The sequence below is a fragment of the Streptomyces sp. AM8-1-1 genome (genome assembly GCF_032229325.1).
Lineage (GTDB): Bacteria > Actinomycetota > Actinomycetes > Streptomycetales > Streptomycetaceae > Streptomyces > Streptomyces achmelvichensis.
In genome coordinates this window covers 3,670,089-3,692,815 of sequence record NZ_CP135086.1, presented here as the reverse complement: position 1 = coordinate 3,692,815, position 22,727 = coordinate 3,670,089, and the positions used below count along the sequence as shown (strand labels likewise).

The 22,727-nt window shown below is 72.1% G+C and carries 19 protein-coding genes and 1 pseudogene; 10 read left to right on the top strand and 10 right to left on the bottom strand.

The genetic code is table 11. The annotated features are described in order from the left end of the window. Nucleotides 1–112: 112 nt before the first annotated feature. A pseudogene (locus RPQ07_RS16610) lies at nt 113–502 on the top strand (helix-turn-helix transcriptional regulator); the annotation flags it as partial. 177 nt (nt 503–679) lie between these two features. Next, on the top strand, nt 680–1,126 hold the full coding sequence (locus RPQ07_RS16605; RefSeq protein ID WP_313944924.1) for a VOC family protein: 447 nt from the start codon (nt 680–682) through the stop codon (nt 1,124–1,126). 122 nt (nt 1,127–1,248) lie between these two features. Here the strand turns inward: RPQ07_RS16605 and cseC are convergent, their stop codons facing one another. From cseC to RPQ07_RS16580, 5 genes are all read right to left on the bottom strand, one after another. Beyond that, nucleotides 1,249–2,565 (bottom strand): two-component system sensor histidine kinase CseC, encoded by a 1,317-nt coding sequence (cseC, locus tag RPQ07_RS16600; protein ID WP_313944923.1) that lies wholly within the window; start codon nt 2,563–2,565, stop codon nt 1,249–1,251. Further along, nucleotides 2,562–3,269, bottom strand: coding sequence for a two-component system response regulator CseB (gene cseB / locus RPQ07_RS16595; RefSeq protein ID WP_313944922.1), 708 nt, complete (start codon nt 3,267–3,269; stop codon nt 2,562–2,564). Before cseB ends, cseC begins: the two co-directional genes overlap by 4 nt. A gap of 9 nt (nt 3,270–3,278) precedes the next feature. After that, a complete protein-coding gene (locus RPQ07_RS16590) occupies nt 3,279–3,950 on the bottom strand; it encodes a hypothetical protein (RefSeq protein ID WP_313944921.1) in 672 nt (223 codons plus the stop codon). Continuing rightward, nucleotides 3,938–4,543, bottom strand: a complete 606-nt coding sequence (locus tag RPQ07_RS16585) for a SigE family RNA polymerase sigma factor (protein ID WP_313944920.1) — start codon at nt 4,541–4,543, stop codon at nt 3,938–3,940. The genes RPQ07_RS16590 and RPQ07_RS16585 overlap by 13 nt, the downstream gene beginning before the upstream one ends. A 184-nt stretch (nt 4,544–4,727) precedes the next feature. Beyond that, nucleotides 4,728–5,633: an A/G-specific adenine glycosylase gene (locus tag RPQ07_RS16580; protein ID WP_313944919.1), complete on the bottom strand. Its 906-nt coding sequence runs from the start codon at nt 5,631–5,633 to the stop codon at nt 4,728–4,730. Between the two features lie 577 nt (nt 5,634–6,210). Between RPQ07_RS16580 and RPQ07_RS16575 the strand changes: the two genes are divergently transcribed. Beyond that, nucleotides 6,211–7,038, top strand: coding sequence for a hypothetical protein (locus RPQ07_RS16575; RefSeq protein WP_313944918.1), 828 nt, complete (start codon nt 6,211–6,213; stop codon nt 7,036–7,038). 69 nt (nt 7,039–7,107) lie between these two features. Here the strand turns inward: RPQ07_RS16575 and disA are convergent, their stop codons facing one another. Together disA and radA are read right to left on the bottom strand one after the other, a co-directional pair. Further along, nucleotides 7,108–8,232, bottom strand: a complete 1,125-nt coding sequence (disA, locus tag RPQ07_RS16570; RefSeq protein ID WP_313944917.1) for a DNA integrity scanning diadenylate cyclase DisA — start codon at nt 8,230–8,232, stop codon at nt 7,108–7,110. 44 nt (nt 8,233–8,276) lie between these two features. Beyond that, the gene (gene radA, locus RPQ07_RS16565; RefSeq protein WP_313944916.1) at nt 8,277–9,731 is read right to left on the bottom strand and encodes a DNA repair protein RadA; all 1,455 of its coding nucleotides are present in this window, start codon (nt 9,729–9,731) and stop codon (nt 8,277–8,279) included. A gap of 235 nt (nt 9,732–9,966) precedes the next feature. Between radA and RPQ07_RS16560 the strand changes: the two genes are divergently transcribed. Further along, nucleotides 9,967–11,631: a BACON domain-containing protein gene (locus tag RPQ07_RS16560; protein ID WP_313944915.1), complete on the top strand. Its 1,665-nt coding sequence runs from the start codon at nt 9,967–9,969 to the stop codon at nt 11,629–11,631. A 1,232-nt stretch (nt 11,632–12,863) separates the two neighbouring features. On the opposite strand, the gene RPQ07_RS16555 is transcribed toward RPQ07_RS16560, so the two are convergent. Beyond that, on the bottom strand, nt 12,864–13,667 hold the full coding sequence (locus RPQ07_RS16555; RefSeq protein ID WP_313944914.1) for a hypothetical protein: 804 nt from the start codon (nt 13,665–13,667) through the stop codon (nt 12,864–12,866). A gap of 40 nt (nt 13,668–13,707) precedes the next feature. Here RPQ07_RS16555 and RPQ07_RS16550 point away from each other — a divergent pair, with 40 nt between their 5' ends. From RPQ07_RS16550 to ilvD, 4 genes are all read left to right on the top strand, one after another. Next, entirely contained in the window at nt 13,708–14,640 is a 933-nt protein-coding gene (locus tag RPQ07_RS16550; RefSeq protein ID WP_313944913.1) for a Ppx/GppA phosphatase family protein, read from the top strand. 22 nt (nt 14,641–14,662) lie between these two features. Next, the gene (locus RPQ07_RS16545; protein WP_313944912.1) at nt 14,663–15,493 is read left to right on the top strand and encodes a sugar phosphate isomerase/epimerase; all 831 of its coding nucleotides are present in this window, start codon (nt 14,663–14,665) and stop codon (nt 15,491–15,493) included. Then, entirely contained in the window at nt 15,490–16,104 is a 615-nt protein-coding gene (locus RPQ07_RS16540; RefSeq protein WP_313944911.1) for a TetR family transcriptional regulator, read from the top strand. Before RPQ07_RS16545 ends, RPQ07_RS16540 begins: the two co-directional genes overlap by 4 nt. Nucleotides 16,105–16,197: 93 nt before the next feature. Beyond that, nucleotides 16,198–18,048, top strand: a complete 1,851-nt coding sequence (gene ilvD, locus RPQ07_RS16535; protein WP_313944910.1) for a dihydroxy-acid dehydratase — start codon at nt 16,198–16,200, stop codon at nt 18,046–18,048. 671 nt (nt 18,049–18,719) lie between these two features. Here the strand turns inward: ilvD and RPQ07_RS16530 are convergent. Next, the gene (locus RPQ07_RS16530) at nt 18,720–20,915 is read right to left on the bottom strand and encodes a protein kinase domain-containing protein (protein ID WP_313944909.1); all 2,196 of its coding nucleotides are present in this window, start codon (nt 20,913–20,915) and stop codon (nt 18,720–18,722) included. Between the two features lie 138 nt (nt 20,916–21,053). On the opposite strand from RPQ07_RS16530, the gene RPQ07_RS16525 reads away from it, so the two are divergent. After that, nucleotides 21,054–21,494, top strand: a complete 441-nt coding sequence (locus RPQ07_RS16525) for an SH3 domain-containing protein (RefSeq protein WP_413777746.1) — start codon at nt 21,054–21,056, stop codon at nt 21,492–21,494. Between the two features lie 72 nt (nt 21,495–21,566). After that, nucleotides 21,567–22,079, top strand: coding sequence for a hypothetical protein (locus tag RPQ07_RS16520; RefSeq protein WP_313948916.1), 513 nt, complete (start codon nt 21,567–21,569; stop codon nt 22,077–22,079). A 64-nt stretch (nt 22,080–22,143) separates the two neighbouring features. Here the strand turns inward: RPQ07_RS16520 and RPQ07_RS16515 are convergent, their stop codons facing one another. Then, on the bottom strand, nt 22,144–22,605 hold the full coding sequence (locus RPQ07_RS16515) for a hypothetical protein (RefSeq protein ID WP_313944908.1): 462 nt from the start codon (nt 22,603–22,605) through the stop codon (nt 22,144–22,146). Nucleotides 22,606–22,727: the final 122 nt, after the last annotated feature.

Here is a 22,727-nt window from a genome sequence, read left to right as displayed (position 1 = left end):
ACACCGGGGGCCGTTGTCAGTGGCGCGTGCCAGCATCGGGGATGTGGACAGCACCACCGCGGCGCCGGCGCGCCTTGCCCATCTGCGGCAGCTGCGCCTCGCCAAGGACGCCATGGACCGCGACTGGGCCGAGCCGCTCGACCTGGACGCGGTGGCCGCGCATGCCGGGTATTCGCGCTATCACTTCGTCCGCGCCTTCAAGGCGGTGTACGGGCAGACGCCCGGCCAGTACCTGTCCCGCAGACGCATAGACCGCGCCGAGGAGCTGCTGCGCTCGGCGAACCTCTCCGTCACCGAGATCTGCACGCTCGTCGGCTTCAGCAGCCTGGGCACCTTCTCCACCCGGTTCAAGAAACAGACCGGGCTGACCCCCAGCCAGTACCGCGCCCGGCACGTCGGCCGCGGAGCCGCGCTGATCCCCGGGTGCTACGCCCTGTTGTACGCGGGGGGCTTCCCGGGCAGGAAGACCGCCGACGGGCCGGGCGCGGGCAGCACGGGGCCCGCCGGCGATTCCGGCGGCCCGGACACCGGCTCCGGCTCCCGCTCCGGCTCCTGCGATGTCTCCGCCGACAACTCCCGCGACGACTCCCGCGAGCTGCGCAATTCTGAAGAAGCCGGCTGACCGGGCCGCTGCCTACGGTGGCAGGGCAAGCAGGAATCACCCCTCGAGGAGCACCTCATGATCAAAGGCCTCGCCATTTCCACCGTCTGGGTCCTGGACCAGGACCGGGCGAAGGAGTTCTACACCGAGAAGCTCGGCCTCGAGGTCCGCACGGACATGACGATGGGCGAGGGCGGGATGCGCTGGCTGACGGTCGGCGCGAAGGACCAGCCCGACGTGGAGCTGACCTTGATGGTCCCGGACCCGTCGACGATGGACCCGGAAGCGGCCGAGGCCCTGAAGACGCTGGTCTCCAAGGGGGTCATGGGCGCGGGCGTGCTGGCCACGGACGACATCCACGGGGACTACGAGAAGCTGAAGAAGCGCGGCGTGGAGTTCCTCCAGGCCCCGCAGGAGCGGCCGTACGGCACCGAAGCGATCCTGCGCGACGACTCGGGGAACTGGTACTCCTTCACACAGCGGCGCGAGGGCGCACTCGACTTCGACAAGGACTGGTCCTGCTAGGCCCTGCCCGGGCGATCTTGTCGGGCCTGTGACGACAGCTACGGCACCTCGCTGCTGACGCCACAGGCTGATCCTCGAAGATCGCCCGGACAGGACCTGGCGGGCCCGCCGGCAGACAGGCCCTAGTCGTCGAGCAGCATCGGGAAGCTGCCCGTGCTCGTCGGCGCGTGCTCGGGCAGCCACAGCACCGCGATCGCGCCGCCCGACTCCCCGAGAGGCGTCGTGCCCCCCGGAGCAGCGTTGCGGAAGGTGAGCCGGGCGCCCAGGACCCGCGCCTGCCCCGCCGCGATCGTCAGGCCCAGGCCGTGGCCCGTCCCGGCGCGGTCGCTCGCACCCGTGCGGAAGCGGCTCGGGCCCTCGCGCAGCAGCGCCTCGGGGAATCCGGGGCCGTGGTCCCGTACCCGCACGACCCGTCCCTCGACGGTGACCTCGATCGGCGCCTTGCCGTACTTGGCGGCGTTGGTCAGCAGATTGAGGAGGATGCGTTCGAGCCGCCGCGGATCGGTGCTCACCCATGACTCGTGGACGATCCGTACGACCACATCGGGGTTGAGCGCGGCGATCCGGCGGCCGACGAACTCGCCGAGGGCTATCTCCTGGAGCTCGGCCCGCTCCGAGGCGCTGTCGAGCCTCGCCACCTCCAGGACGTCCTCGACCAGCGTCCGCATGGCCTGGGCCCGGTCCCGTACGAGCTCGGTGGGGCGGCCGGGCGGCAGCAGCTCCGCCGCCGTGAGCAGCCCGGTCACCGGGGTGCGCAGCTCGTGCGCGATATCGGCGGTGACACGGCGCTCGGCCTCGATACGGGCGTTCAGAGCGTCGGTGAGGGCGTCCACGGCCCGGGCGAGCGAGTCGGTCTCGTCGCGTACGAGACCGCCGATCGCGTCCCGGACGCGGACGTCCGTGTTGCCCTGAGCGACCGTCCGGGCCGCCGCGGCGGCCTTGCGGAGCCGCCGCGAGAGCTGGCCGCCGATCAGTACGCCGAGGGCGCAGCCGCCGAAGACCACCGAGACCGAGCCGATGATCAGCGCCCGGTCCAGGGCCTTCATCACGGTGGCGCTGCGGCCGGCGAACTGGGAGTGCAGGGAGAGGACGTCGCCGTTGGACAGCGGAACGGCCGCCCAGATCTCGGGCGGCCCGTCGTGGTGGTCCTGCACATAGCTGCCGCGGCGCTTCTCGCGCATCAGCTTCTGGAGCGCCTTGGGCAGCGCGGGGTCATTGATCTTGGTGCTGAAGCGCGGGTCCTTGTTCTTGGACGTCTCGTACCAGCGCTGGGCCAGCAGGACACGGTCCATCTGGACATCGCGCGCGTTGTCCAGCATCGAGACGCGGGCGGCGTTGTGCACGACGAGGCTCAGGGCCATGGCGATGAGCGCGCCGACGGCGGCGATCGCGATGCTGATCTTCCAGCGGACCCCGGTGCGCAGGGCGAAACGCTTCATGCCTTGAGCTTGTAGCCGAAGCCACGGACCGTTTCGATCCGGTCCTGGCCGATCTTGGTCCGCAGGCGCTGGACATGGACGTCGACCACGCGGGTGTCGCCGCCCCAGCCGTAGTCCCAGACGCGTTCGAGCAGCTTGTCGCGGGAGAGCACCGTGCCCGGCGCGGAGGAGAACTCCAGCAGCAGCCGCATCTCGGTCGGTGTCAGTGCCACGGGCTGGTCGGCCTTCCGCACCTCCATGCCCTCGGTGTCGATCACCAGCTCACCGAAGGTCAGCACCGCACCCTGGCCGTCCTGGCCGCCGGACGCGAGCTCGCCGCCCGCCGCGCCACCGGCGTGACCGAAGCGGCGCAGCACCGCGCGGATCCTGGCGACCAGCACAGCGCCGTCGAACGGCTTGGTGACGTAGTCGTCGGCGCCCGCCTCCAGGCCCAGCACCACGTCGATCGAGTCGGCCCGTGCCGACAGCATGATCACCGGGACGGTCGACTCGTCGCGGATGCGCCGGCACAGACTCACCCCGTCGAGTCCCGGCACCATGACGTCGAGCAGCGCGATGTCCGGGCGGTTCGCGCGGAAGGCTTCGAGTCCGAGCAGTCCGTCGGGCATGGCGGTGACGACGAAGCCGTCGCGCTCCAGGGCCAGCTGGGTGGCCTCACGGATGACGTCGTCGTCCTCGACGAAGAGGACATGGGTGTCGGCCATCCGCTGCTCTCAGTTCCCGTCCGGTTGCGGCGCCTCGGAGGCGACCACGTCGCCCTCGCCCACCGCTCTGCTGAATTCGTTGCGCACCCAGTACTGCTGGGTGAACTTGCCGCTCGTCCAGTGGTACGTCGTGATCTCCTCGCCGGACGGCTCGTCCACCGGATCACCCTTGGCGTACACCTGCTTGGTCACGACCAGGTCGCCCCGGTCGATCGCGGAGTACACCGCGGGCTCCTCCGCCGCGAAGACATTCTCGTACTTGCTGCCGTTGTCGCGGTACACATACGTGCCCATGCCCACGGCGTCGCCGCAGGTCATCACGTTGACGACGACATCGGGCACGGTGCCGCCGGTCAGATTCCCGTACGAGGTGTCCACCGGGTACGAGTCGCGGCTGCACGGCTTGAGGTCGGCCTTCACCCGCTCGCTGACCTTCGGGTCGCTCTTGATCAGGTCCACCGCGTCCACGGTCTTGGCGAACTGCGTCTCGCCCGTCGAGGAGGCGCCGGCGGACGGGGTGGCCTTGGCGACGGCGTCCGCGTGTGCAGCGCCCTCGTCCTGCACTCCGGTGCCGCCGGTGGAACACGCGACGGTGAACAGGCCGACGGCGGCGAGCCCGGCAATCGCCGTGCCGCTCGCCGCCAGTGATGCCCTGCCGCCCCTGGTTGTCAGGCCGCGCACCTCTCCTGCCCCCGATCTCCCCCGTTGCCCTTCGGGCGCGGGAGATGCTTCACCTGCTCACCATCACGCCGCAGCTCGCCGCGCTCCAGAGCGCGCGCGTCCAGGTCCCGGCTCTCCAGCTCCTGACGGAGGCGGGCCAGTGCCCGGTGCAGTGTGCTCTTCACGGTACCTGCCGACATCCCCAGGGCGGCAGCCGTCTCCTCGGTGCTCATCTGCTCCCAGTGTCGCAGCACCACGACGCTGCGCTGCTTGGGAGCCAGCACCTTCAGGATGTCCATCAGCAGGGCGCGGTCGGCGCGCTGGTCGCTGCCGTCCTCGACGCTGGCGTCGGGCAGCTGCTCGGTGGGCACCTCTTCGAGGCGGCGGGCCCGCCACCACTCGGTACGCGTGTTGATCATGACGCGGCGGAGGTAGGCGTCGGCCAGCGACTTGTCGGCGATGCCGTCCCAGCGGCCGTAGGTGCGGGCCAGGGCGGTCTGCAGCAGGTCCTGGGCGTCGATCGGGTCGGGCACGAGACGCCGGGCACTGCGCAGCAGAGCCTCCTGCCGTGTGCGTACGTACTCTTCGAATTCGAGCACCTCGCCGTGCGCCATTCCAACCGCCTCCGTCCCCGTGACAAGCAACCGTGTTCCGTTACGCCACAGAAGCTACGGAGCGGTTGTCACGGCCCTGTGCGGAGCAGCCGTCGGACGGCGCACGGCCATCCATCGGTTGTGTAACAGCCGATGTTTCAGGTCCGGTTCGGGTGGGAAAGCCCCCCGTCCGGTCGGCAGGTGCTCAGCCCGGCAGTCGGTACGTACCGTCGTCCAGTGGCTCGACGAGCCCGTCGGCGACGAGTCCGTCGAGGGCGCGCGCCCGCTGCACGGGCTCGTGCCAGACCGCGTCCAGCGCCGACTGTGGGACCGGCACGTGCGCCTCCCGGAGAACGGCGAGGAGCCTGCCGCGCACCTGACGGTCGGTGCCCGCATAGGTCTGGCCCCGGCGGGCCGCGCCTTCGTGTGCGGGTTTGCCGGCCAGCCGCCAGGCGCACTGCCCGGCGATCGGGCAGCGGGAGCAGTCCTCGTTCCGCGCGGTGCACACCAGCGCGCCGAGTTCCATGGAGGCCGCCGCCCACCGGGCAGCCGTCCTCTCGTCGTCGGGCAGCAGCGCGCGGGCCAGCTTGCGCTCGGCCGCGGTGGTTGCCGTCGGCGGGTACTGGACGCCCGTCGCCGCCCGCGCGAAGACCCGGCGGACATTGGTGTCGAGGACGGCGTGGCGCTGGCCGTAGGCGAAGGAGGCCACCGCGGCCGCCGTGTACTCGCCGATCCCCGGGAGCGAGAGCAGCTGCCCGTGGTCGCTCGGCACATCGCCGCCGTGCCGCTCCGCTATCGCCTGCGCGGCTCCGTGCAGCCGCAGGGCGCGCCGCGGGTAGCCGAGCCGGCCCCAGGCGCGAACGGCCTCGCCGGGCGCCTCGGCCGCGAGGTCGGCGGGCCGGGGCCAGCGGGCCATCCACTGTTCGTACACGGGCAGGACCCGGCTGACCGGAGTCTGCTGGAGCATGAACTCGCTCACCATCACGCCCCAGGCACCCGCATCGGGGCGGCGCCAGGGCAGATCACGGGCGTGCTCGTCGAACCAGTCGATGACGGGGGAGTGGAGGGACGCCGCGTCGGCGCGGGCGGTGTGTGTGGTGGTGTCAGTCATGGCACTCCGATCCTGGCACGTCCGGGCGGACGGAGGGCGCATCCACCGGTGGCCCGGCGCGGGGGCGTGGGGGATGGCCCCCCGGGAGGCGGGTTCCCTCCTGCCGGGCCGGGTGCCTGGTTCCCCGGGTCCGGCCGCCGCTCGCGCGTGGCCGGGGGCTCGGGCCGGTCGCCGTCTCCGCGCGCGATGTGCCAGAGCTCAGGCGGCCGGTCGCTGCCGCGGGAGGACACCGTCGGTCGTGATGACGACAACCGGGCCGGGGGACGGCGAGGGCCTTGCCTCTCCGCGCGCCCGCGAACTCCCGCTGCCCGCAGGCCACCAGGCGACTACGGAGGCGGGCCGTAGGCCAGAACCCCTGCCACAGTACCGAGTTGACCGACGAGCCCGACCGCTGCACGCTGTGATCACGCAGCGTACGCGCCCCGGGTGGATCGGTCACCCACTGCTACCGGCCCGAGCGCGAACGACGGCTGCGGGCCGCGGCGAAACGTCCTGCCGTGATGATGATCCGCAGAACTTGCAAGTAGAGCGGCGGGTGGGACGGGAGTTGGCCCGGATCTCTCGTAGAGTTTGGGTCGTGGGATCTCTGCGCAATCCGATCGGGCCACTCCCCTCCTCCATCTACTGGCGACGGAGGGCAGTCGCGCTGTCGTTGGTCGCGCTGCTCCTGCTCCTGGTCGTATGGGCCCTTACGACGGGCGGAGGCGGCGGAGACAAGGACGACGGCGCCAACGGCGGTCCCTCGCCCGCCACTTCGATCACTCCGGGGCCCACGTCCTCGGGTCCCGCGATCAGCGAACAGCCCGGTGGCCGTGACACCGGCGGCACCGGTGAGAGCAACGGCGGTGGCGGAACCGGCGGTACGGGCGCGGACGGCGGAGCCGGCGGCGACGGTGGCGCGGGAACCGGCGGAGGCGGCGCCGCGGGTGGTGCCGGTGGCGCGGGCGGTGCCGGCGGAGCGGCGGGCGGCTCGACGGGCCAGCAGGTACCGGCCGGTTCCACCCTGCCCAACTGCACTCCCGGCGCATTGAAGTTGACTCTGCGCAGCCTCAAGGTGTCGTACGAGCCGGGTGAGAAGCCCACGTTCCAGCTGGTCGCCTCCAACTCGTCGTCCGCGACATGCAAGGCGGACTTCGGTCCGCGGGCGGCGGTGCTGACCGTCACCGACAACGGGGACGACGAGGTGTGGTCGTCGAAGGACTGCCCCCCGGGTGCGGGCAGTGTGCTGCTGAGGGTGCCGGCGGGCCAGACGATCACGTACACCGTGCAGTGGGACCGCAGGCAGAGCGAGCCGCAGTGCGCCACGCCGCGGCCGGGGGCCGCGCCCGCGGGCACGTATCTGGTGGAGGCGAAGTTCCCGGGCGTGACCGTGCTGCCGGCGTCGTTCCGCCTGGAGAAGGACTGAAGCCTGCCGTTCGGCTCAGGCTGAACGACAGGCTTCGGAGTCGGCGCGAGCCGATGTCGACGACGGTCCCTAGACGTACCGCTCGAGAATCGAGGACTCCGCGAGCCGTGACAGGCCCTCGCGGACGCTGCGTGCGCGCGCCTCGCCCACACCGTCGACCGTCTGAAGGTCGTCGACGCTCGCCGCGAGCAGCTTCTGCAGCCCGCCGAAGTGCTCCACCAGCCGCTCGATGATCGCGCCCGGCAGTCTCGGCACCTTCGCCAGCAGCCGGTAGCCGCGCGGGGAGACCGCGGAGTCGAGGGTCTCGGGCGAGCCGCTGTAGCCCAAAGCCCTGGCCACTATGGGTAGTTCCAGTAGTTCCGTGTGGGTCAGGGAGTCCAGCTCGAACAGGGCCTCGTCGACCGTACGGGACCGCTTTGCGGTGGGCTCGGGCACATAGTCACGCACGACCAGCTCGCGCTCGGGCTCGACGCCCGCGATCAACTCGTCGAGCTGGAGGGAGAGCAGCCGTCCGTCGGTGCCCAACTCGACCACGTACTCGGCGATCTCGGTGGCGATCCGTCGCACCATCTCCAGGCGCTGGGCCACGGCCGTGACGTCCCGGACCGTCACCAGGTCCTCGATCTCCAGCGCGGAGAGCGTGCCCGCGACCTCGTCGAGGCGGAGCTTGTAGCGCTCCAGGGTCGCGAGGGCCTGGTTCGCGCGGGACAGGATCGCGGCCGACTCCTCCAGGACCCGGCGCTCCCCGTCCACGTACAGCGCGATGAGGCGCATGGACTGCGACACGGACACCACGGGGAAGCCGCACTGACGCGACACCCGGTCCGCCGTGCGGTGGCGGGTGCCGGTCTCCTCGGTGGGGATGGACGCGTCCGGAACCAGCTGCACACCGGCCCGGAGGATCTTGGTGATGTCCTTGTCGAGGATCAGCGCGCCGTCCAGCTTGCACAGCTCGCGCAGCCGGGTCGCGGTGAACTCGACATCCAGCACGAAGCCGCCGGTGCACATCGATTCGACCGTTTTGTCCATACCGAGGACGATCAGGCCGCCGGTGTTGCCGCGGAGGATCCGCTCCAGGCCGTCGCGCAGGGCCTGGCCCGGCGCCACCGCGCTCAGGGCGGCGCGGATCAGTGCTTCGTTGCCGGAGCCTCCGCCGGACTTTCCGGGTGCTGCTGCCCGGTCGTTGGCTGCCACTGCACTCCTCCGGCTCGTACGGATGGGCGAGACCAGGGCAAAGTCTACCGGCGCGTGTCGTCGTCCCGTGGGGCCTCCGCACGCTCTTTGCGCGGTGCCGTGACCGGAGCCCCCTCCGAACCCCTCTGCCGCCCGCGCGGCAGCACCCTCAGAGCGTCTCCGACATCGGCCACTTCCGTCACCTTCATGCCCGCGGGCACCTTGCCAGGGTCGGACGGGACCAGGGCGTGGGTGAAGCCGAGACGGTGGGCCTCGGAGAGCCGGCGCTGCACGCCCGTGACGCGTCTCACCTCGCCGGCGAGGCCGACCTCACCGATCGCGACCAGGTTCTTCGGCAGCGGGGTGTCGCTGGCGGCGGAGGCCAGGGCGAGCGCGATCGCCAGGTCCGCCGCGGGCTCCGAGAGCTTCACACCGCCGACCGTCGCGCTGTAGATGTCGCGCTTGCCGAGAGCGGTGATCCGGCCGCGCTGCTCCAGGACGGCGAGCATCATCGAGACGCGGGAGGTCTCCAGACCCGAGGTCGTGCGCCGGGGGGAGGGGATCTGCGAGTCGACGGTGAGTGCCTGCACCTCGGCGACGAGCGGGCGCCGGCCCTCCAGGGTGACCGTCAGACAGGTGCCGGGCACGGGCGCGTCCCGGCGGGTCAGGAACAGGCCCGAGGGGTCCGCGAGTCCGGTGATGCCCTCGTCGTGCAGCTCGAAGCAGCCGACTTCGTCCGTCGCTCCGTAACGGTTCTTGACGCCCCGTACGAGACGCAGCCGCGCGTGCCGGTCGCCCTCGAAGGAGAGCACGACGTCGACGAGGTGCTCCAGCAGCCGCGGTCCGGCGATCGCGCCGTCCTTGGTGACATGGCCCACCAGGATCGTGGACATCCCGCGCTCCTTGGACGCGCGGATCAGCGCGCCGGCGACCTCGCGGACCTGGGCCATGCCGCCGGGCGCGCCGTCGATCTCGGGGGAGGCGACGGTCTGGACGGAGTCGAGGACCAGCAGCGACGGCTTGACCGCGTCCAAGTGCCCGAGAACGGCGGACAGATCGGTCTCGGCCGCCAGATACAGATGGTCGTGCAGGGCGCCGATGCGGTCGGCGCGCAGCCGGACCTGGCTCGCCGATTCCTCGCCCGTCACATACAGGGTCCGGTGCTCGTCGCTCGCGGCCTTGGCGGCGACGTCCAGCAGCAGGGTGGACTTGCCGACGCCCGGCTCACCGGCGAGCAGCACGACAGCGCCGGGCACCAGCCCGCCGCCGAGCACCCGGTCGAGCTCGTCCACCCCGGTGGAGCGGGCCGTCGCCTGTCGTCCGTCGACCTGGCCGATGGGCAGCGCGGCGGTGGAGACGCGGCCGGCGGCGGTGGTGCGGACGGCGGGCGCGCCGTACTCCTCGATCGTGCCCCAGGCCTGGCATTCGGGGCAGCGGCCGAGCCACTTGGCGGTCGTCCAGCCGCACTCGGTGCAGCGGTAGGACGGCCGGTCCTTCGCGGATTTCGTACGGGCAGCCATGCGGTGAACCGTAGCGGGGGCCACTGACAACGAGGTCACCGCCGTCCCCGGAGGGCTGCCGCGCACCGGGCGCGAACGGCCTGGCGGACAGCGGCGGAACGCCTCGGCACACGCCCCGTCCGTCCCGGGATGAATAAACGATTCCTGTCCCCCTTCGAGCGAACTGTTCACCCGTAAGGATTAAAAGTGTTCAAGGGGTACGAAGTGGGTGTGTTCCTGCGCCTACGGTCACGGCGTGACGAGCAGCAGGCTGGAACCACCCACCCACACCACCGGCGCACGACGGGCGCACCGGCGCACGCCGCACACCCTCACGCAACAGCCGCCCGCGCGTTATGAGCCGTACCTCGACGGCCTGTTCACCTACTGCCTCTCCGTGCTCTGCGACCACGACGCCGCGACGGCGCTGCTCGGTGATGTGCTCGCCATGGCGGAGCGGCAGTACGGGCGCAGCCCGGCGGACGAGCCCGGACGCAAGGCGTGGCTGTACGCACTGGCGCGCTGGGCGTGCCTGCGCCGGCTGGCCGAACAGCGGCGCAGCCGGCAGGGAGCGCACACCGGCAGAACCGCCGTCTCCGAGGAGCGGCCCCGGGTCTCCGAGGAGGCCGCGGAGCGCCGCCGCTCCGAACTGGCCCTGCTGGCCTGGCCGGAGGCGGCCGGCACCACACCCGAACAGCGCGAGGCGCTCGAACTCGCCGTACGCCACGGGCTCGGCGCGCGTGAGGTCGCCGCGGTCCTCGGTATGGACGCGACCGCCGCCCGCGAACTCCTCGCAGCCGCCGCCTGCGAGGTCGAGCGCACCCGCGCGGCGCTCGCGGTGGTCGAGAGCGGCAACTGCCCCTCCGTCGCCCGCCTCACCGGCGACCACCGGGTGCTGCTCTCCGCGGCGCTGCGTACCGAACTCGTCCGGCACGTCGACGACTGCCCCCGCTGCCGCCGCGCCGCCGAACGGGCCGGCGCGGGCGGGCCGTGGCCGGGGTCTGCCGTCAGCCCGGCCACGCTGCCCCTGGTCGAGGCCCCGCGGGCCGCCGCGTACATCGCGATGCTCCACGTCCCCCGGGCGCGCGCGGCCGCACCCCGCTTCGGACCCAGCGGCTTCCCCCTCGACCCGAAGGACCACGCGGCCCGGCGCGACCGGCTGCGGGCCCGCGCGGTGACCACCACCGTCGTGGCGACGGTCGTCGCCGCGCCGGTCCTCGCGCTGTGGGCGGCGTACCGCGGGGCGCCGCTGACGGGGGAGGGCGAACACGGCGGAGCCTCGGTCACCGCGAGCGACACGACGGAGGACGTGGGCCTGGAGGGCCGCCCCTACGACCACTACGAGAACGCGGGCAACGCCCAGGCCGAACCGGCGTCCCCGTTCACCGCGCCCTCCGCGTCGCCGGACGTCTCGGTCGAGGTCATCAGCGCGGGCACGCCCCCGCCGCCGTCCCGCCCCGGCATGCCGGCCCCGGGCCGCCTCACGGTCGAGGCGGAACCGTCCGGCGACACGACCCGCATCACCCTCCGCGCCTCGGGCGGCTCACCCGTCACCTGGTCCGCCTGGACGAACGCCCGCTGGCTCTACGTGAGCCACACCTCGGGCACGCTGCGCCCGGGCGAATCGGTGACGATCTACGTGACGGTGGACCGGGCACGGGAGCCGGTGGGGGCGTGGAGCGCGCGGGTGGGAGTGGACCCGTCCGGAGCGGTGATCTCGGTCCGCGGCCACGGCCGCCCCCACCCGCCGACGCCGCACCCCCCGACGTCGGAGCCTCCGCCGACGCCGCCCTCGACCCCACCACCGTCGGACCCCCCGTCCCCGACGCCGTCGGAGGAAACCCCGTCCCCGACCCCGACGCCCCCATCCTCGCCCCCATCGGACCCGACCCTGTCGGACTCCCCGCCGTCGAGCTCCTGAGGGGACGACGGCACCTGTCCGGTGCGGCTGGGACGGCCTGTGCGGGGCTGCGCCCCACGCCCTGCGGGCGGCAGCGTCGGGCTGCCTCGGCTGACCTCACCTGTCCGGTGCAGGCGGGAAGGTCTTGGTGTGCTGCGCCCCCAGGCCCTGCGCCTGCGGCTGCTGCGCGCCGTCCTGGGCCGGGCGCACTTGCTCAGTGCAGGTGAAGGAAGGGGTTGTGTGGGGCTGGGCGCCCCACATCCTGTGGCTTCGCGACGCTGGGTCCGGCCGAGCGGGGTGAACCACACCTGTCCGGTGAGGGTGGAGGAGGGGTCTATGTGGGGCTGCGCCCCACGGCCCCGCCGGCTCGGCAGCTTCGCGCCGCGAGTGGCCGACCGTCGCTTAGTGCGGTTGAAAGGAAAAGGTTGACGCGGGGCTGGCGCCCCACACCCCCTTGTAGCGGCGGCTTCGCGCCGCAGCCCATCGGGACCGGCTCGGGTTCGTGTGCCCGCACCGCAACGGGTGGCGTCCTTGACCGCCTGGGAGGGGGCGTGCAGGGTCGTCCCCGCAGGGGATCGGCGGCAGGACCCGGGTGATCAATACAACGCAGCTGTAGGCCGCCGACCCCGAGGAGTCGAGCCCGGAGGGCCCCCGGACCCGACGCCGGACAAGGGCCTGAGGCTCAAGCGCCCCGGCTCCCGCTCAAGCGCCCGAGGTACGCCAGTGGGTCGCGTCGTCGACCGCTTGGGAGGGGGCGTGCAGGGTCGTCCCCGCAGGGGATCGGCGGCAAGACCCGGGTGACCTGGACAACAGACCTGTACGCCGCCGACCCCGAGGAGTCGAGCCCGGAGGGCCCCCGGACCCGACGCCGGACAAGGGCCAGGGTCGAATGCGCCTGTTCGGTGCGGGTGAAGGGGGATTCAGCGGGGCTGGCGCCCCACACCCCCTTGTAGCGGCAGCTTCGCGCCGCATCCCACCCCGGCTGCCCGAACGGGCTCGGCTTCGCGTGTGCCCGCACCGCAACGAGGCACATGCTCGACCGCCGGGAGGGGGCGTGCAGGGTCGTCCCCGCAGGGGATCGGCGGCAAGACCCGGGTGACCTGGACAACAGACCTGTACGCCGCCGACCCCGAGGAGTCGAGCCCGGAGGGCCCCCGGACCCGACGCCCCACAAGGACCCGAGGCTCAAGGACCCGCCCCGGACCCGGGCCCCCGCTCAAGAACCCGCGCCCCCAAGCACCCCGCTCCCGCAACTACTTCGGATCCGCCGGATGCGGTGCCACCAACGGCAGTTGCGAAGCCAGCCGCGCCTCGCACAGTTCCGTCAGGACCCCGTACGCCTCCTTGCCCATCAGCTCCGTCAGCTCCGGCCCGTACGTCACGTACACCGGATCCCCCGCCCCGTGCGCCGACGTCGCCGACGTGCACCACCAGTGCAGGTCGTGGCCCCCGGGGCCCCAGCCCCTGCGGTCGTACTCGCCGATCGAGACCTGGAGCACCTTCGTGTCGTCCGGGCGCTCGATCCACTCGTACGTCCGGCGCACCGGCAGCTGCCAGCACACGTCCGGCTTCGTCTCCAGCGGCTCCCGGCCCTCCCGCAGCGCCAGGATGTGCAGCGAGCAGCCCATGCCCGCCCCGAATCCCGGACGGTTCTGGAAGATGCACGAGCCCTTCCAGCGGCGCGTCTGGCGTTCGCCGTCGTCGTCGACCTCCACCCAGCCCGTCTCGGTCCCCACGTCGTGGAACTCCCACAGCTCCGGCGTGAGCCGCGCGACAGCCTCCGCGACCCGTTTCTCGTCGTCCTCGTCGGAGAAGTGCGCCCCCAGCGTGCAGCAGCCGTCGTCCGCGCGGCCCGCCTGGATGCCCTGGCAGCCGCTGCCGAAGATGCATGTCCAGCGGGAGGTGAGCCAGGTCAGGTCACAGCGGAACACCTGCTCGTCGTCGGCGGGATCAGGGAATTCCACCCATGCGCGAGCGAAGTCCAGACCCTTCTCGTCGCCCTGGATCTTCTTCGGGGGGAGGGCTTTGCCCTGCTTCGCCTTTTTCGTCTTTGACACAGGTCCAGCGTATGCGCGCACCGGCAGTAGCGTTCAGTCCATGAGACTCGGAGTTCTCGACGTCGGTTCGAACACGGTGCACCTTCTGGTGGTGGACGCGCACCCCGGTGCCCGCCCGCTGCCCGCCCACTCGCACAAGGCGGAGCTGCGGCTCGCCGAGCTGCTGGACGAGGCGGGCGCCATCGGCCCCGAGGGTGTCGACCGGCTGATCGACACCGTCGCGGCCGCCGCTCAGGCCGCCGAGGACCAGGGCTGCGAGCAGGTGCTGAGTTTCGCTACCTCCGCCGTACGCGAGGCCACCAACGCCGACCTGGTGCTGGCCCGGGTCAAGGCCGAGACGGGCGTCGACCTCACGGTGCTCACCGGCGAGGAGGAGGCGCGGCTCACCTTTCTGGCCGCTCGCCGCTGGTTCGGCTGGTCCGCCGGCAAGCTCCTCGTCCTGGACATCGGCGGGGGATCGCTGGAGATCGCGTACGGGATCGACGAGGAGCCCGACGCCACGGTGTCGCTGCCGCTCGGCGCGGGCCGGCTGACCGCGGCCCGGCTGCCGGGAGATCCGCCGGACCCCGAGGATGTTCGAGCGCTGCGTCGCCATGTGCGTGCTGAAATCGCCCGTACGGTGGGTGAGTTCAACCGCATCGGCAAGCCCGACCACATCGTGGCGACGTCCAAGACGTTCCGGCAGCTGGCCCGTATCGCGGGAGCCGCGCGCTCCGCGGAGGGTCTGTACGTGCAGCGTGAACTAAGTCATAAATCGCTGCAGGAATGGGTCCCGAAACTCGCCGGGATGACCGCTGAGCAGCGCTGCGCCCTGCCCGGGGTCTCCGAGAGCCGCGCCCCTCAGCTGCTGGCGGGAGCCCTGGTCGCGGAGGGTGCGATGGAGCTTTTCGGCGCGCAGGTGCTGGAGATCTGTCCCTGGGCGCTGCGTGAGGGCGTCATCCTGCGCCGTCTGGATCACCTCCCCACCGCCTAGCGGCGGCCCGTACCCTGTCTCCGTGGCAGAACCAGTGGTGCGCATCCCGGATGCGAAGGTTGTCCTGTCGACGGCTTCCGTCTATCCGGAGTCGACGGCGACGGCCTTCGAGATCGCCGCGCGCCTGGGCTACGACGGTGTCGAGGTCATGGTCTGGACCGATCCCGTCAGCCAGGACATCGAGGCGTTGCGCCGCCTGTCCGACTATCACCAGGTGCCGGTCCACGCGATCCACGCCCCGTGTCTGCTGATCACGCAGCGGGTGTGGTCCACCGACCCGTGGGTGAAGCTCCAGCGTGCCCAGGCCGCCGCCGAGAAGCTGGGCGCGTCCACGGTCGTGGTGCACCCGCCGTTCCGCTGGCAGCGGCAGTACGCCCGGGACTTCGTCAGCGGTATCTGGCGGATGGCGAACGAGACGGATGTGCGCTTCGCCGTCGAGAACATGTACCCGTGGCGCTACCGGGACCGCGAGATGCTCGCGTACGCCCCCGACTGGGACGTCACCAAGGAGGACTACCGCCACTTCACGGTCGACCTCTCGCACACCGCGACCTCCCGCGTGGACACCATGGCGATGGTGGACCGGATGGGCGACCGGCTCGGACACGTGCACCTCGCCGACGGCAAGGGGTCCGCGAAGGACGAGCACCTCGTGCCGGGCCGCGGCAACCAGCCGTGTGCCGAGCTGCTGGAGCGGCTCGCCCGCGGCGGCTTCGACGGTCATGTGGTCATCGAGGTCAACACCCGGCGCGCGATGTCCGCGGCCGAACGCGAGGCCGACCTCGCGGAGGCCCTCGCCTTCACCCGGCTGCATCTGGCGTCCGCCACCTCGTCGGGAGTGCGCGGCTCATGACGGACCCGACGGCGCCCCGGCGCCGCGGCCGCCCGGCCCGTACGGAGGCGGCCGAGGGCCCCGGGGCCCGGGAGCGGATCCTGGAAGCGGCCCGGACCGAGTTCGCGGAACGCGGCTACGACAAGACGACCGTCCGCGGCATCGCCAGGGCGGCGGACGTGGACGCGGCCCTGGTCCATCATTACTTCGGTACGAAGGACGAGGTCTTCGCGGCCGCCATCGAGGTGTCCTTCGAACCTAGCCTGGTCGTCCCGGTGATCCTGGGACAGGGCACCGACGGAATCGGCGAGCGGCTCGCCCGCTTCTTCATCGGCGTGTGGGAGAACCCGGCCACCCGGGGCCCGCTGCTGGCGATCATCCGCTCCGCGCTCACCCATGACGCTGCGGCGACGGTACTGCGCGGCTTCCTGCTGCGGCGGCTGCTGGAGAAGATCGCCGGGGAGCTCGACGTACCGGACCCGAAGTTCCGCGCGGAGCTCGCGGCCTCGCACATGATCGGCATCGCGATCCTGCGCTACGTCATCAAGGTGGAGCCCCTGGCCTCGGCCGATCCCGAGACCATCGTGGCGATGGTGGCCCCCACGCTGCAGCGGTATCTGACCGAAGCGTGAGCCGTGCGTCCCGCATAGCGGACGGTGTGTCCAGATCTTGGATCGGCGGCGTACGCTCGAATGAGTCCTACCCCTATTGAGGAGCGAGCGACGATGCCCGAGCTGAGGTCCCGCACAGTCACCCACGGCCGCAACATGGCGGGTGCCCGCGCCCTTATGCGGGCGTCGGGCGTAGCGAGCGCGGACATCGGCAAGCCGATCGTCGCGGTCGCCAACTCCTTCACCGAGTTCGTGCCCGGCCACACCCACCTCGCCCCGGTCGGCCGGATCGTCTCCGAGGCGATCCTGGCGGCGGGCGCGGTGCCGCGTGAGTTCAACACGATCGCGGTCGACGACGGCATCGCGATGGGCCACGGCGGCATGCTCTACTCGCTGCCCTCGCGCGACCTGATCGCCGACAGCGTGGAGTACATGGTCGAGGCGCACTGCGCCGACGCGCTGATCTGCATCTCCAACTGCGACAAGATCACTCCGGGCATGCTGATGGCCGCCCTGCGCCTCAACATCCCCACCGTCTTCGTCTCCGGCGGCCCGATGGAGGCCGGCAAGGCGACGCTCGTCGACGGCACGGTCCGCAAGCTGGACCTGATCAACGCGATCTCGGACGCGGTCAACGAGAACGTCTCGGACGAGGACATCCTCCGTATCGAGGAGAACGCCTGTCCTACCTGCGGCTCGTGTTCCGGCATGTTCACCGCCAACTCGATGAACTGCCTGACCGAGGCGATCGGCCTCTCCCTGCCGGGCAACGGCTCGGTGCTCGCCACTCACACGGCCCGCCGCGCGCTGTACGAGAACGCCGCCCGCACGGTCGTCGACATCACCAAGCGGTACTACTCCGAGGACGACGAGAGCGTCCTGCCGCGCAACATCGCCACCCGCGCGGCCTTCGACAACGCCATGGCGCTCGACATCGCCATGGGCGGCTCGACCAACACGATCCTGCACCTGCTCGCCGCCGCGCAGGAGGCCGAGCTGGACTACGACCTCGACGACATCAACGATGTCTCGCGGCGTGTGCCCTGTCTGGCCAAGGTGGCGCCGAACGTCGCGCCCGGCGGCACGTACTACATGGAGGACGTGCACCGCGCCGGCGGCATCCCGGCGATCCTCGGCGAGCTGTACCGGGCGGGCCTGCTCAACGAGGACGTGCACACCGTCCACTCCCCGGGCATCAAGGAATGGCTCGGCACCTGGGACGTGCGCGGCGGCTCCCCGTCCGAGGAAGCGGTCGAACTGTGGCACGCGGCGCCGGGCTGCAAGCGTTCCGCGGAGGCCTTCTCGCAGTCCGAGCGGTGGGATTCGCTGGACGTCGACGCGGCAGGCGGCTGCATCCGCGACCTGGAGCACGCGTACTCCCTGGACGGCGGTCTCGCCGTGCTGAAGGGGAATCTCGCCGTCGACGGCTGTGTCGTGAAGACCGCCGGCGTGGACGAGTCGATCTGGACCTTCGAGGGCCCGGCTGTCGTCTGCGAGTCGCAGGAGGACGCGGTCGACAAGATCCTCACCAAGCAGATCAAGGAGGGCGACGTCGTCGTCATCCGCTACGAGGGCCCCAAGGGCGGCCCGGGTATGCAGGAGATGCTCTACCCGACGTCGTTCCTGAAGGGCCGCGGCCTGGGCAAGGCCTGCGCACTGGTGACGGACGGCCGCTTCTCGGGCGGCACCTCGGGCCTGTCGATCGGCCACGCCTCACCGGAGGCGGCGTCGGGCGGCACGATCGCGCTCGTCGAAGACGGCGACCGCATCCGCATCGACATCCCGAACCGCACGATCGACCTGCTGGTCACGGACGAGGAACTGTCGTCCCGCCGCGAGGCCTTGGCCGGCGCGTACGCGCCGAAGAAGCGCGAACGGAAGGTGTCGGCGGCGCTGCGGGCGTACGCGGCGATGGCGACGAGCGCGGACAAGGGCGCGGTCCGGGACGTCTCGCGCCTGGGCTGACCCTGTCCCGGGCCGCCGTCTCCGGCTCGGCGATTCGCGTGCCGGGCGAGCAATCCCAGCCGCGTGCGGCGCTCTTCGGTTCGGGGCCTCCCGCCTCGGCTGGGCGGGCAATTTCAGCCCGTCCGGCGTTTGAGGACACGGCCGCAGGCCGTGCACCCGTCGCGGTGGGTCTGTGGCCCCCGCGGGTGATGCCGACTACCGCGGCCTGCGATCCGGGACGCGGTCTTCCGCCTCGGCGATTCGCCGGGCCCGGACGAGCAATTGCAGCCGCGTGCGGCGCTCTTCGGTTCGGGGCTTCCGCCTCGGCTGGGCGGGCAATGTCAGCCTGTCCGGCGTTTGAGGACACGGCCGCAGGCCGTGCACCGCCGCGGCGGGTCTGTGGCCCTCCGCGGGTGCTGCCGACTACCGCGCCGTGCCCGCGGTCCGGGACGCGGTCTTCGGCCTCGGCGGTTCGCGGGTCCGGGCGAGCAATCCCAGCCCGTCCGGCGTTTGAGGACACGGCCGCAGGCCGTGCACCGCCGCGGCGGGTCTGTGGCCCCCCGCGGGTGCTGCCGACTACCGCGCCGGGCCCGCGGTCCGGGACGCCGTCTTCCGCCTCGGCGATTCGCAGGGCCGGGCGGGCAACTCCAGCCCGTCCGGCGCTTGAGGACACGGAGGACGCCACACGCTCCTCACCACCGCCCCGCATCCCCCGCCCTCACCCCGAACACCGACCCGTCCGGCGCCGTCGCGTACACCCGCCCCGCCATCACGACCGGCGCCGGCAGGGCGGACGCGTACGTGAACCGCCCGTCATCCATCCGCGGCTTCGTCTGACCCGTCAGTACCCCGCGTGCCGCGTCCACCGCCAGCAGTCGCCCGTCCCCGGCCGAGACGTACACGCCCCGCGCGTCCGCGGCCGGGCGCGACAGATGCGTCACCGCCGTCTCCAGCCGCCACCGCACCCCCTTCTCGCCGACCGCGAGCAGCGAACCGCCCGACCCGCTCACGTACACCGAGCCGCCGTGGACCGACGCCTGCGCCTGGTCGACCGGGGCACCCAGCGGGACGCGGTGGACCGTGCGGTCCCCGCCCACGCCAACCCCCGGCCCCACCTCCACCCGTACGACCGCGTCCGTGAAGCCGTCGAGGTCGGCGGAGAGCAGGTACAGCACGCCGTCCTCGCTCTGGACCGGCGTCAGCGACCCCTTGATCCGCTTCTCCCACAGCTGGTCGCCGCTCGCCGGGTCGACCGCGGCCACCAGCGTGGACGTCCCGTCCGCCGACGGGGTCGCGGACATCGCCGGGCCCTTCACGCCCGGCGACGAGACCCACTGGGTGCCGACGCCTCCGCGCTTCCGGGTCCAGCGTTCCGCACCCGTCGCGGCGTCGACGGCCCGCACCAGCCCGCTGTCGGTCACCAGCAGCACCACGTCACCGGCGTACCGCACGGTCGAGTACCGCGAGATGTCGGTCTGCCGCCGCACCGCACCGGATGCCGGGTCGAGCGCGTGGAGACGGTCCCCGCCGGGTGCGACGACGTGCAGCAGTCCACCCGCGGCCACGGGCGCCACGCCCTCGTCGGTCTGCCCCTCGTCGGTCTGTCCCTGGTCGGTCTGCCCCTCGCCGGTCTGCGCGGAAGTCTCGCCGGCCGGCAGCGACCAGTCCTTCGTGCCGTCGGCGGGGTCGAGACGGGCGGCCGTGATCCCGGGGCCCGCGCAGTACAGACGGCCGCCGGCGGCACCGCACACCGGGGTCTTGTTCTCCGCGTCACCGCCGGCCAGCGGCACACTCCAGGCCCTGAAGGCCTGCTGCGCGCCCGGCGTGGTGGACACCGGCGGCGACGGGTCGTCGTCCGCCACGGCGTTCACGACGGCGATCCCGGCCGTGACCAGTACCGCCAGGCCCGCGGCCGCCCACCGCAGCCTGCGGCCGGGCCGCCGAGCCTCCGGCCGTTCGTCCGCGCTCTGCGGCACCCCGTCCTCGACCCGCGGTGCGCTCTCGCGGGGATCCGGCGTACGCGGCCCCGGAATGTACGCCTGGGTGTCGCACGACGAGGAGGGCGAGGACTCCCGCAGCGCGACCATCACCTCGTACGGCGTCGGCCGGTCCGCCGGATCCTTCGCCAGGCACCGCCGGAACAGGGGTACGAGATCGGCCGGCACGCCCGCCAGTTCGGGTTCGTTGTGCACCACCTGGTACGCGACGATGTAGTGGCTGTCCGAGTCGAAGGGCCCGCGTCCGGTCGCCGCGTGCACCAGCACCGCGCCCATCGCGAACACGTCCGCGGCGGGCCCGACCTCGCGCGGCCGCTGGAACTGCTCGGGCGCCATGAACGGCGGCGTCCCGATCAGCTTCCCGGTCTCCGTCCGCAGATCGCTGTCCGAGGGCCGGGAGATCCCGAAGTCGATCACCTTCGGACCGTCGGGCGCGAGCAGCACATTGCTCGGCTTGAGATCGCGGTGCACCACGCCGGCGCGATGGATGTCGCGCAGCGCCTCGGCGAGCCCGGCACCGGCCCTGCGCAGTTCGTCGGCGCTCAGCGGACCGTTCCGCTTCACCCGCTCGGCGAGGGTGGGCCCGTCGATGAACAGCGTGGCCATCCACGGCCGTTCGGCCTCCGGGTCGGCGTCCACGACGGGCGCGGTGAAAGCACCGCTGACCTTGCGGGCGGCGGCGACCTCCTGCCGGAAGCGGGCCCTGAACTCCGGGTCGGACGCATGCTCGGCATGGATGACCTTGACGGCGAGCCGCAGCCCGGACGCGGATGTGGCCAGATGTACCACCCCCATGCCGCCTGTTCCGAGGCATCCCTCGAGGCGGTACTGCCCGGCATACTCCGGATGCTCCGCTTCCGGCGACTGCCCGGTGCTGCGCAGCGGTGGCATCTCCCACCCCCGTGTTCGTGGTGCGCACGCGCGACTCACGGAGCCTAGTCGATGGTGCGTGCGATACAGGTGTGGCTTGTTAGCCTGCGCGGCGTACAGTGCCCGAACAGTGCACATACAGCAACGGGGGATATTTTCATGGCACTTGAGGAAGTACGTCCTGAAATCGATGATCTTGCCGAGGCGCCGTCGGACACCGCCACGGCCGGCGCCGGCCCCGACACGGTCGTGAGCCTCGGCGCGATCGACACGGAAGCGCCGGAAGCGCAGCCGACACCGGGAGCAGGCGCGGAAGCAGACGCGGAAGCGGACGCGGCCGCTGCCCGGTCCGCCAAGCGCTACCCGGTCGCGCCCGGGCACCGCGTGAACGTCCGCAGCGGCCCCGGCACGAACTACCGGCTCGTGAAGGTGCTGCCGCTCGGTGCCAGCGTCCCGATCAACTGCCAGAAGCCGGGGGAGCGGATCAGTGGCCCCTACGGCACCACCAACCTCTGGGACAACATCGCCAACGGCCAGTTCGTCTCCGACGCCTACGTGCGGACCGGCAGCGACGGATATGTGACCATCCGCTGCTCCTGACCGCGCGGTTCCGAGGGGATAATCGACCTCGTGAGCGAGCAGAGCGACAGCAGCGTGCAGACCGGCGGCGGCGTGCAGGGTGACAGCAGTGAGCAGGCCGGCGCCGGTCCGCAGCCCGAGCCCATCCGTTTCTTCGGCACGACCTGGGTCGGCCACGACGGGGGCTACGGGCTGCGCCGGGTCGGCGCGGCCGCCGGTTCGCTGATCGCCGCCGTGGCCGCCTGTCTGGTGCTGCGGTTCGCCTACCAGGGCCTCGAGATCGCCGCGGTCGGCGGCTTCGTGAACATGCTGGTCGTCGTCATGTTCGCGGTCTGCAGCGCCATCGCCTTCCGCAAGACGTGGGAGGGCTTCAGCAGGCGGCCCACCGGCGCGGCCACCCCGGACGCGCTGCGCAGCCTCCGGGCGATCGGCTTCGTCGGCGTCCTGCTGGCGTACTTCTTCCGCTCGCTCGTCGAGGCGCCGGGCGAGAAGCTGCACCGCGAGGAGTACGAGACGGCCCGCGCCCGGTACGAGAAGCGCCGCGCCACCCGCACCGGTAACCCGGCCGCCCGCAAGAGCAAGGGCGGCAAGCCCCGCCGCCGGTAGCGGCGAGTACGCGCTCACGCGGTACGCGGCCCGGCCCAGGAAGCCGGACCGGCCCTGCGCCTCCTCACCCCTTGCGGTGCGAGAACCGCCCCACCAGTCCCACGACTCCCGTCACCAGCAGGCCCCTCCACAGGCTGTCCCAGACGCCGGAGAAGAACCCCTGTGACGTGAGCGCTTGATGCACCACCACATCGGTGGCCGCCATCAGCGCGCCGGGCACGACGGCGACCCGCCACGGGTGGGCCGCAGCCCAGCGCCGTATCCGCCGGTCGGAGGGGTGGCCGGTCTCCGGTCGGCCGCCCAGCACCGCGCCCGCCCCGCCGACCATGAAGAACAGCATCAGGCCGACCGACAGCGAGCCGGCCACCAGGCCGAGCCCGATGCCGTCGCTGATCGCACCCAGCGCGAGCGCGACACCGCCGCCCAGTCCGCCGACCGCCGCTGCCGCACGCCACGGCCCGAGTGTCGCCGAGGCGACGGCGAGCCGCCGCTGCTCGGCCCTGGAGATCTCACTGTTGTGGCTCATATGCCCACGGTCGTCCGCCCTTCCCCCGAATCGCCATAAGGGATCGCCCTGACCCGCCCCCCATCTCTCGGCGGCGGCCGCTCCCGGTCTCTTGACGGAGGGGGCTCCCGCGAGCACTATTC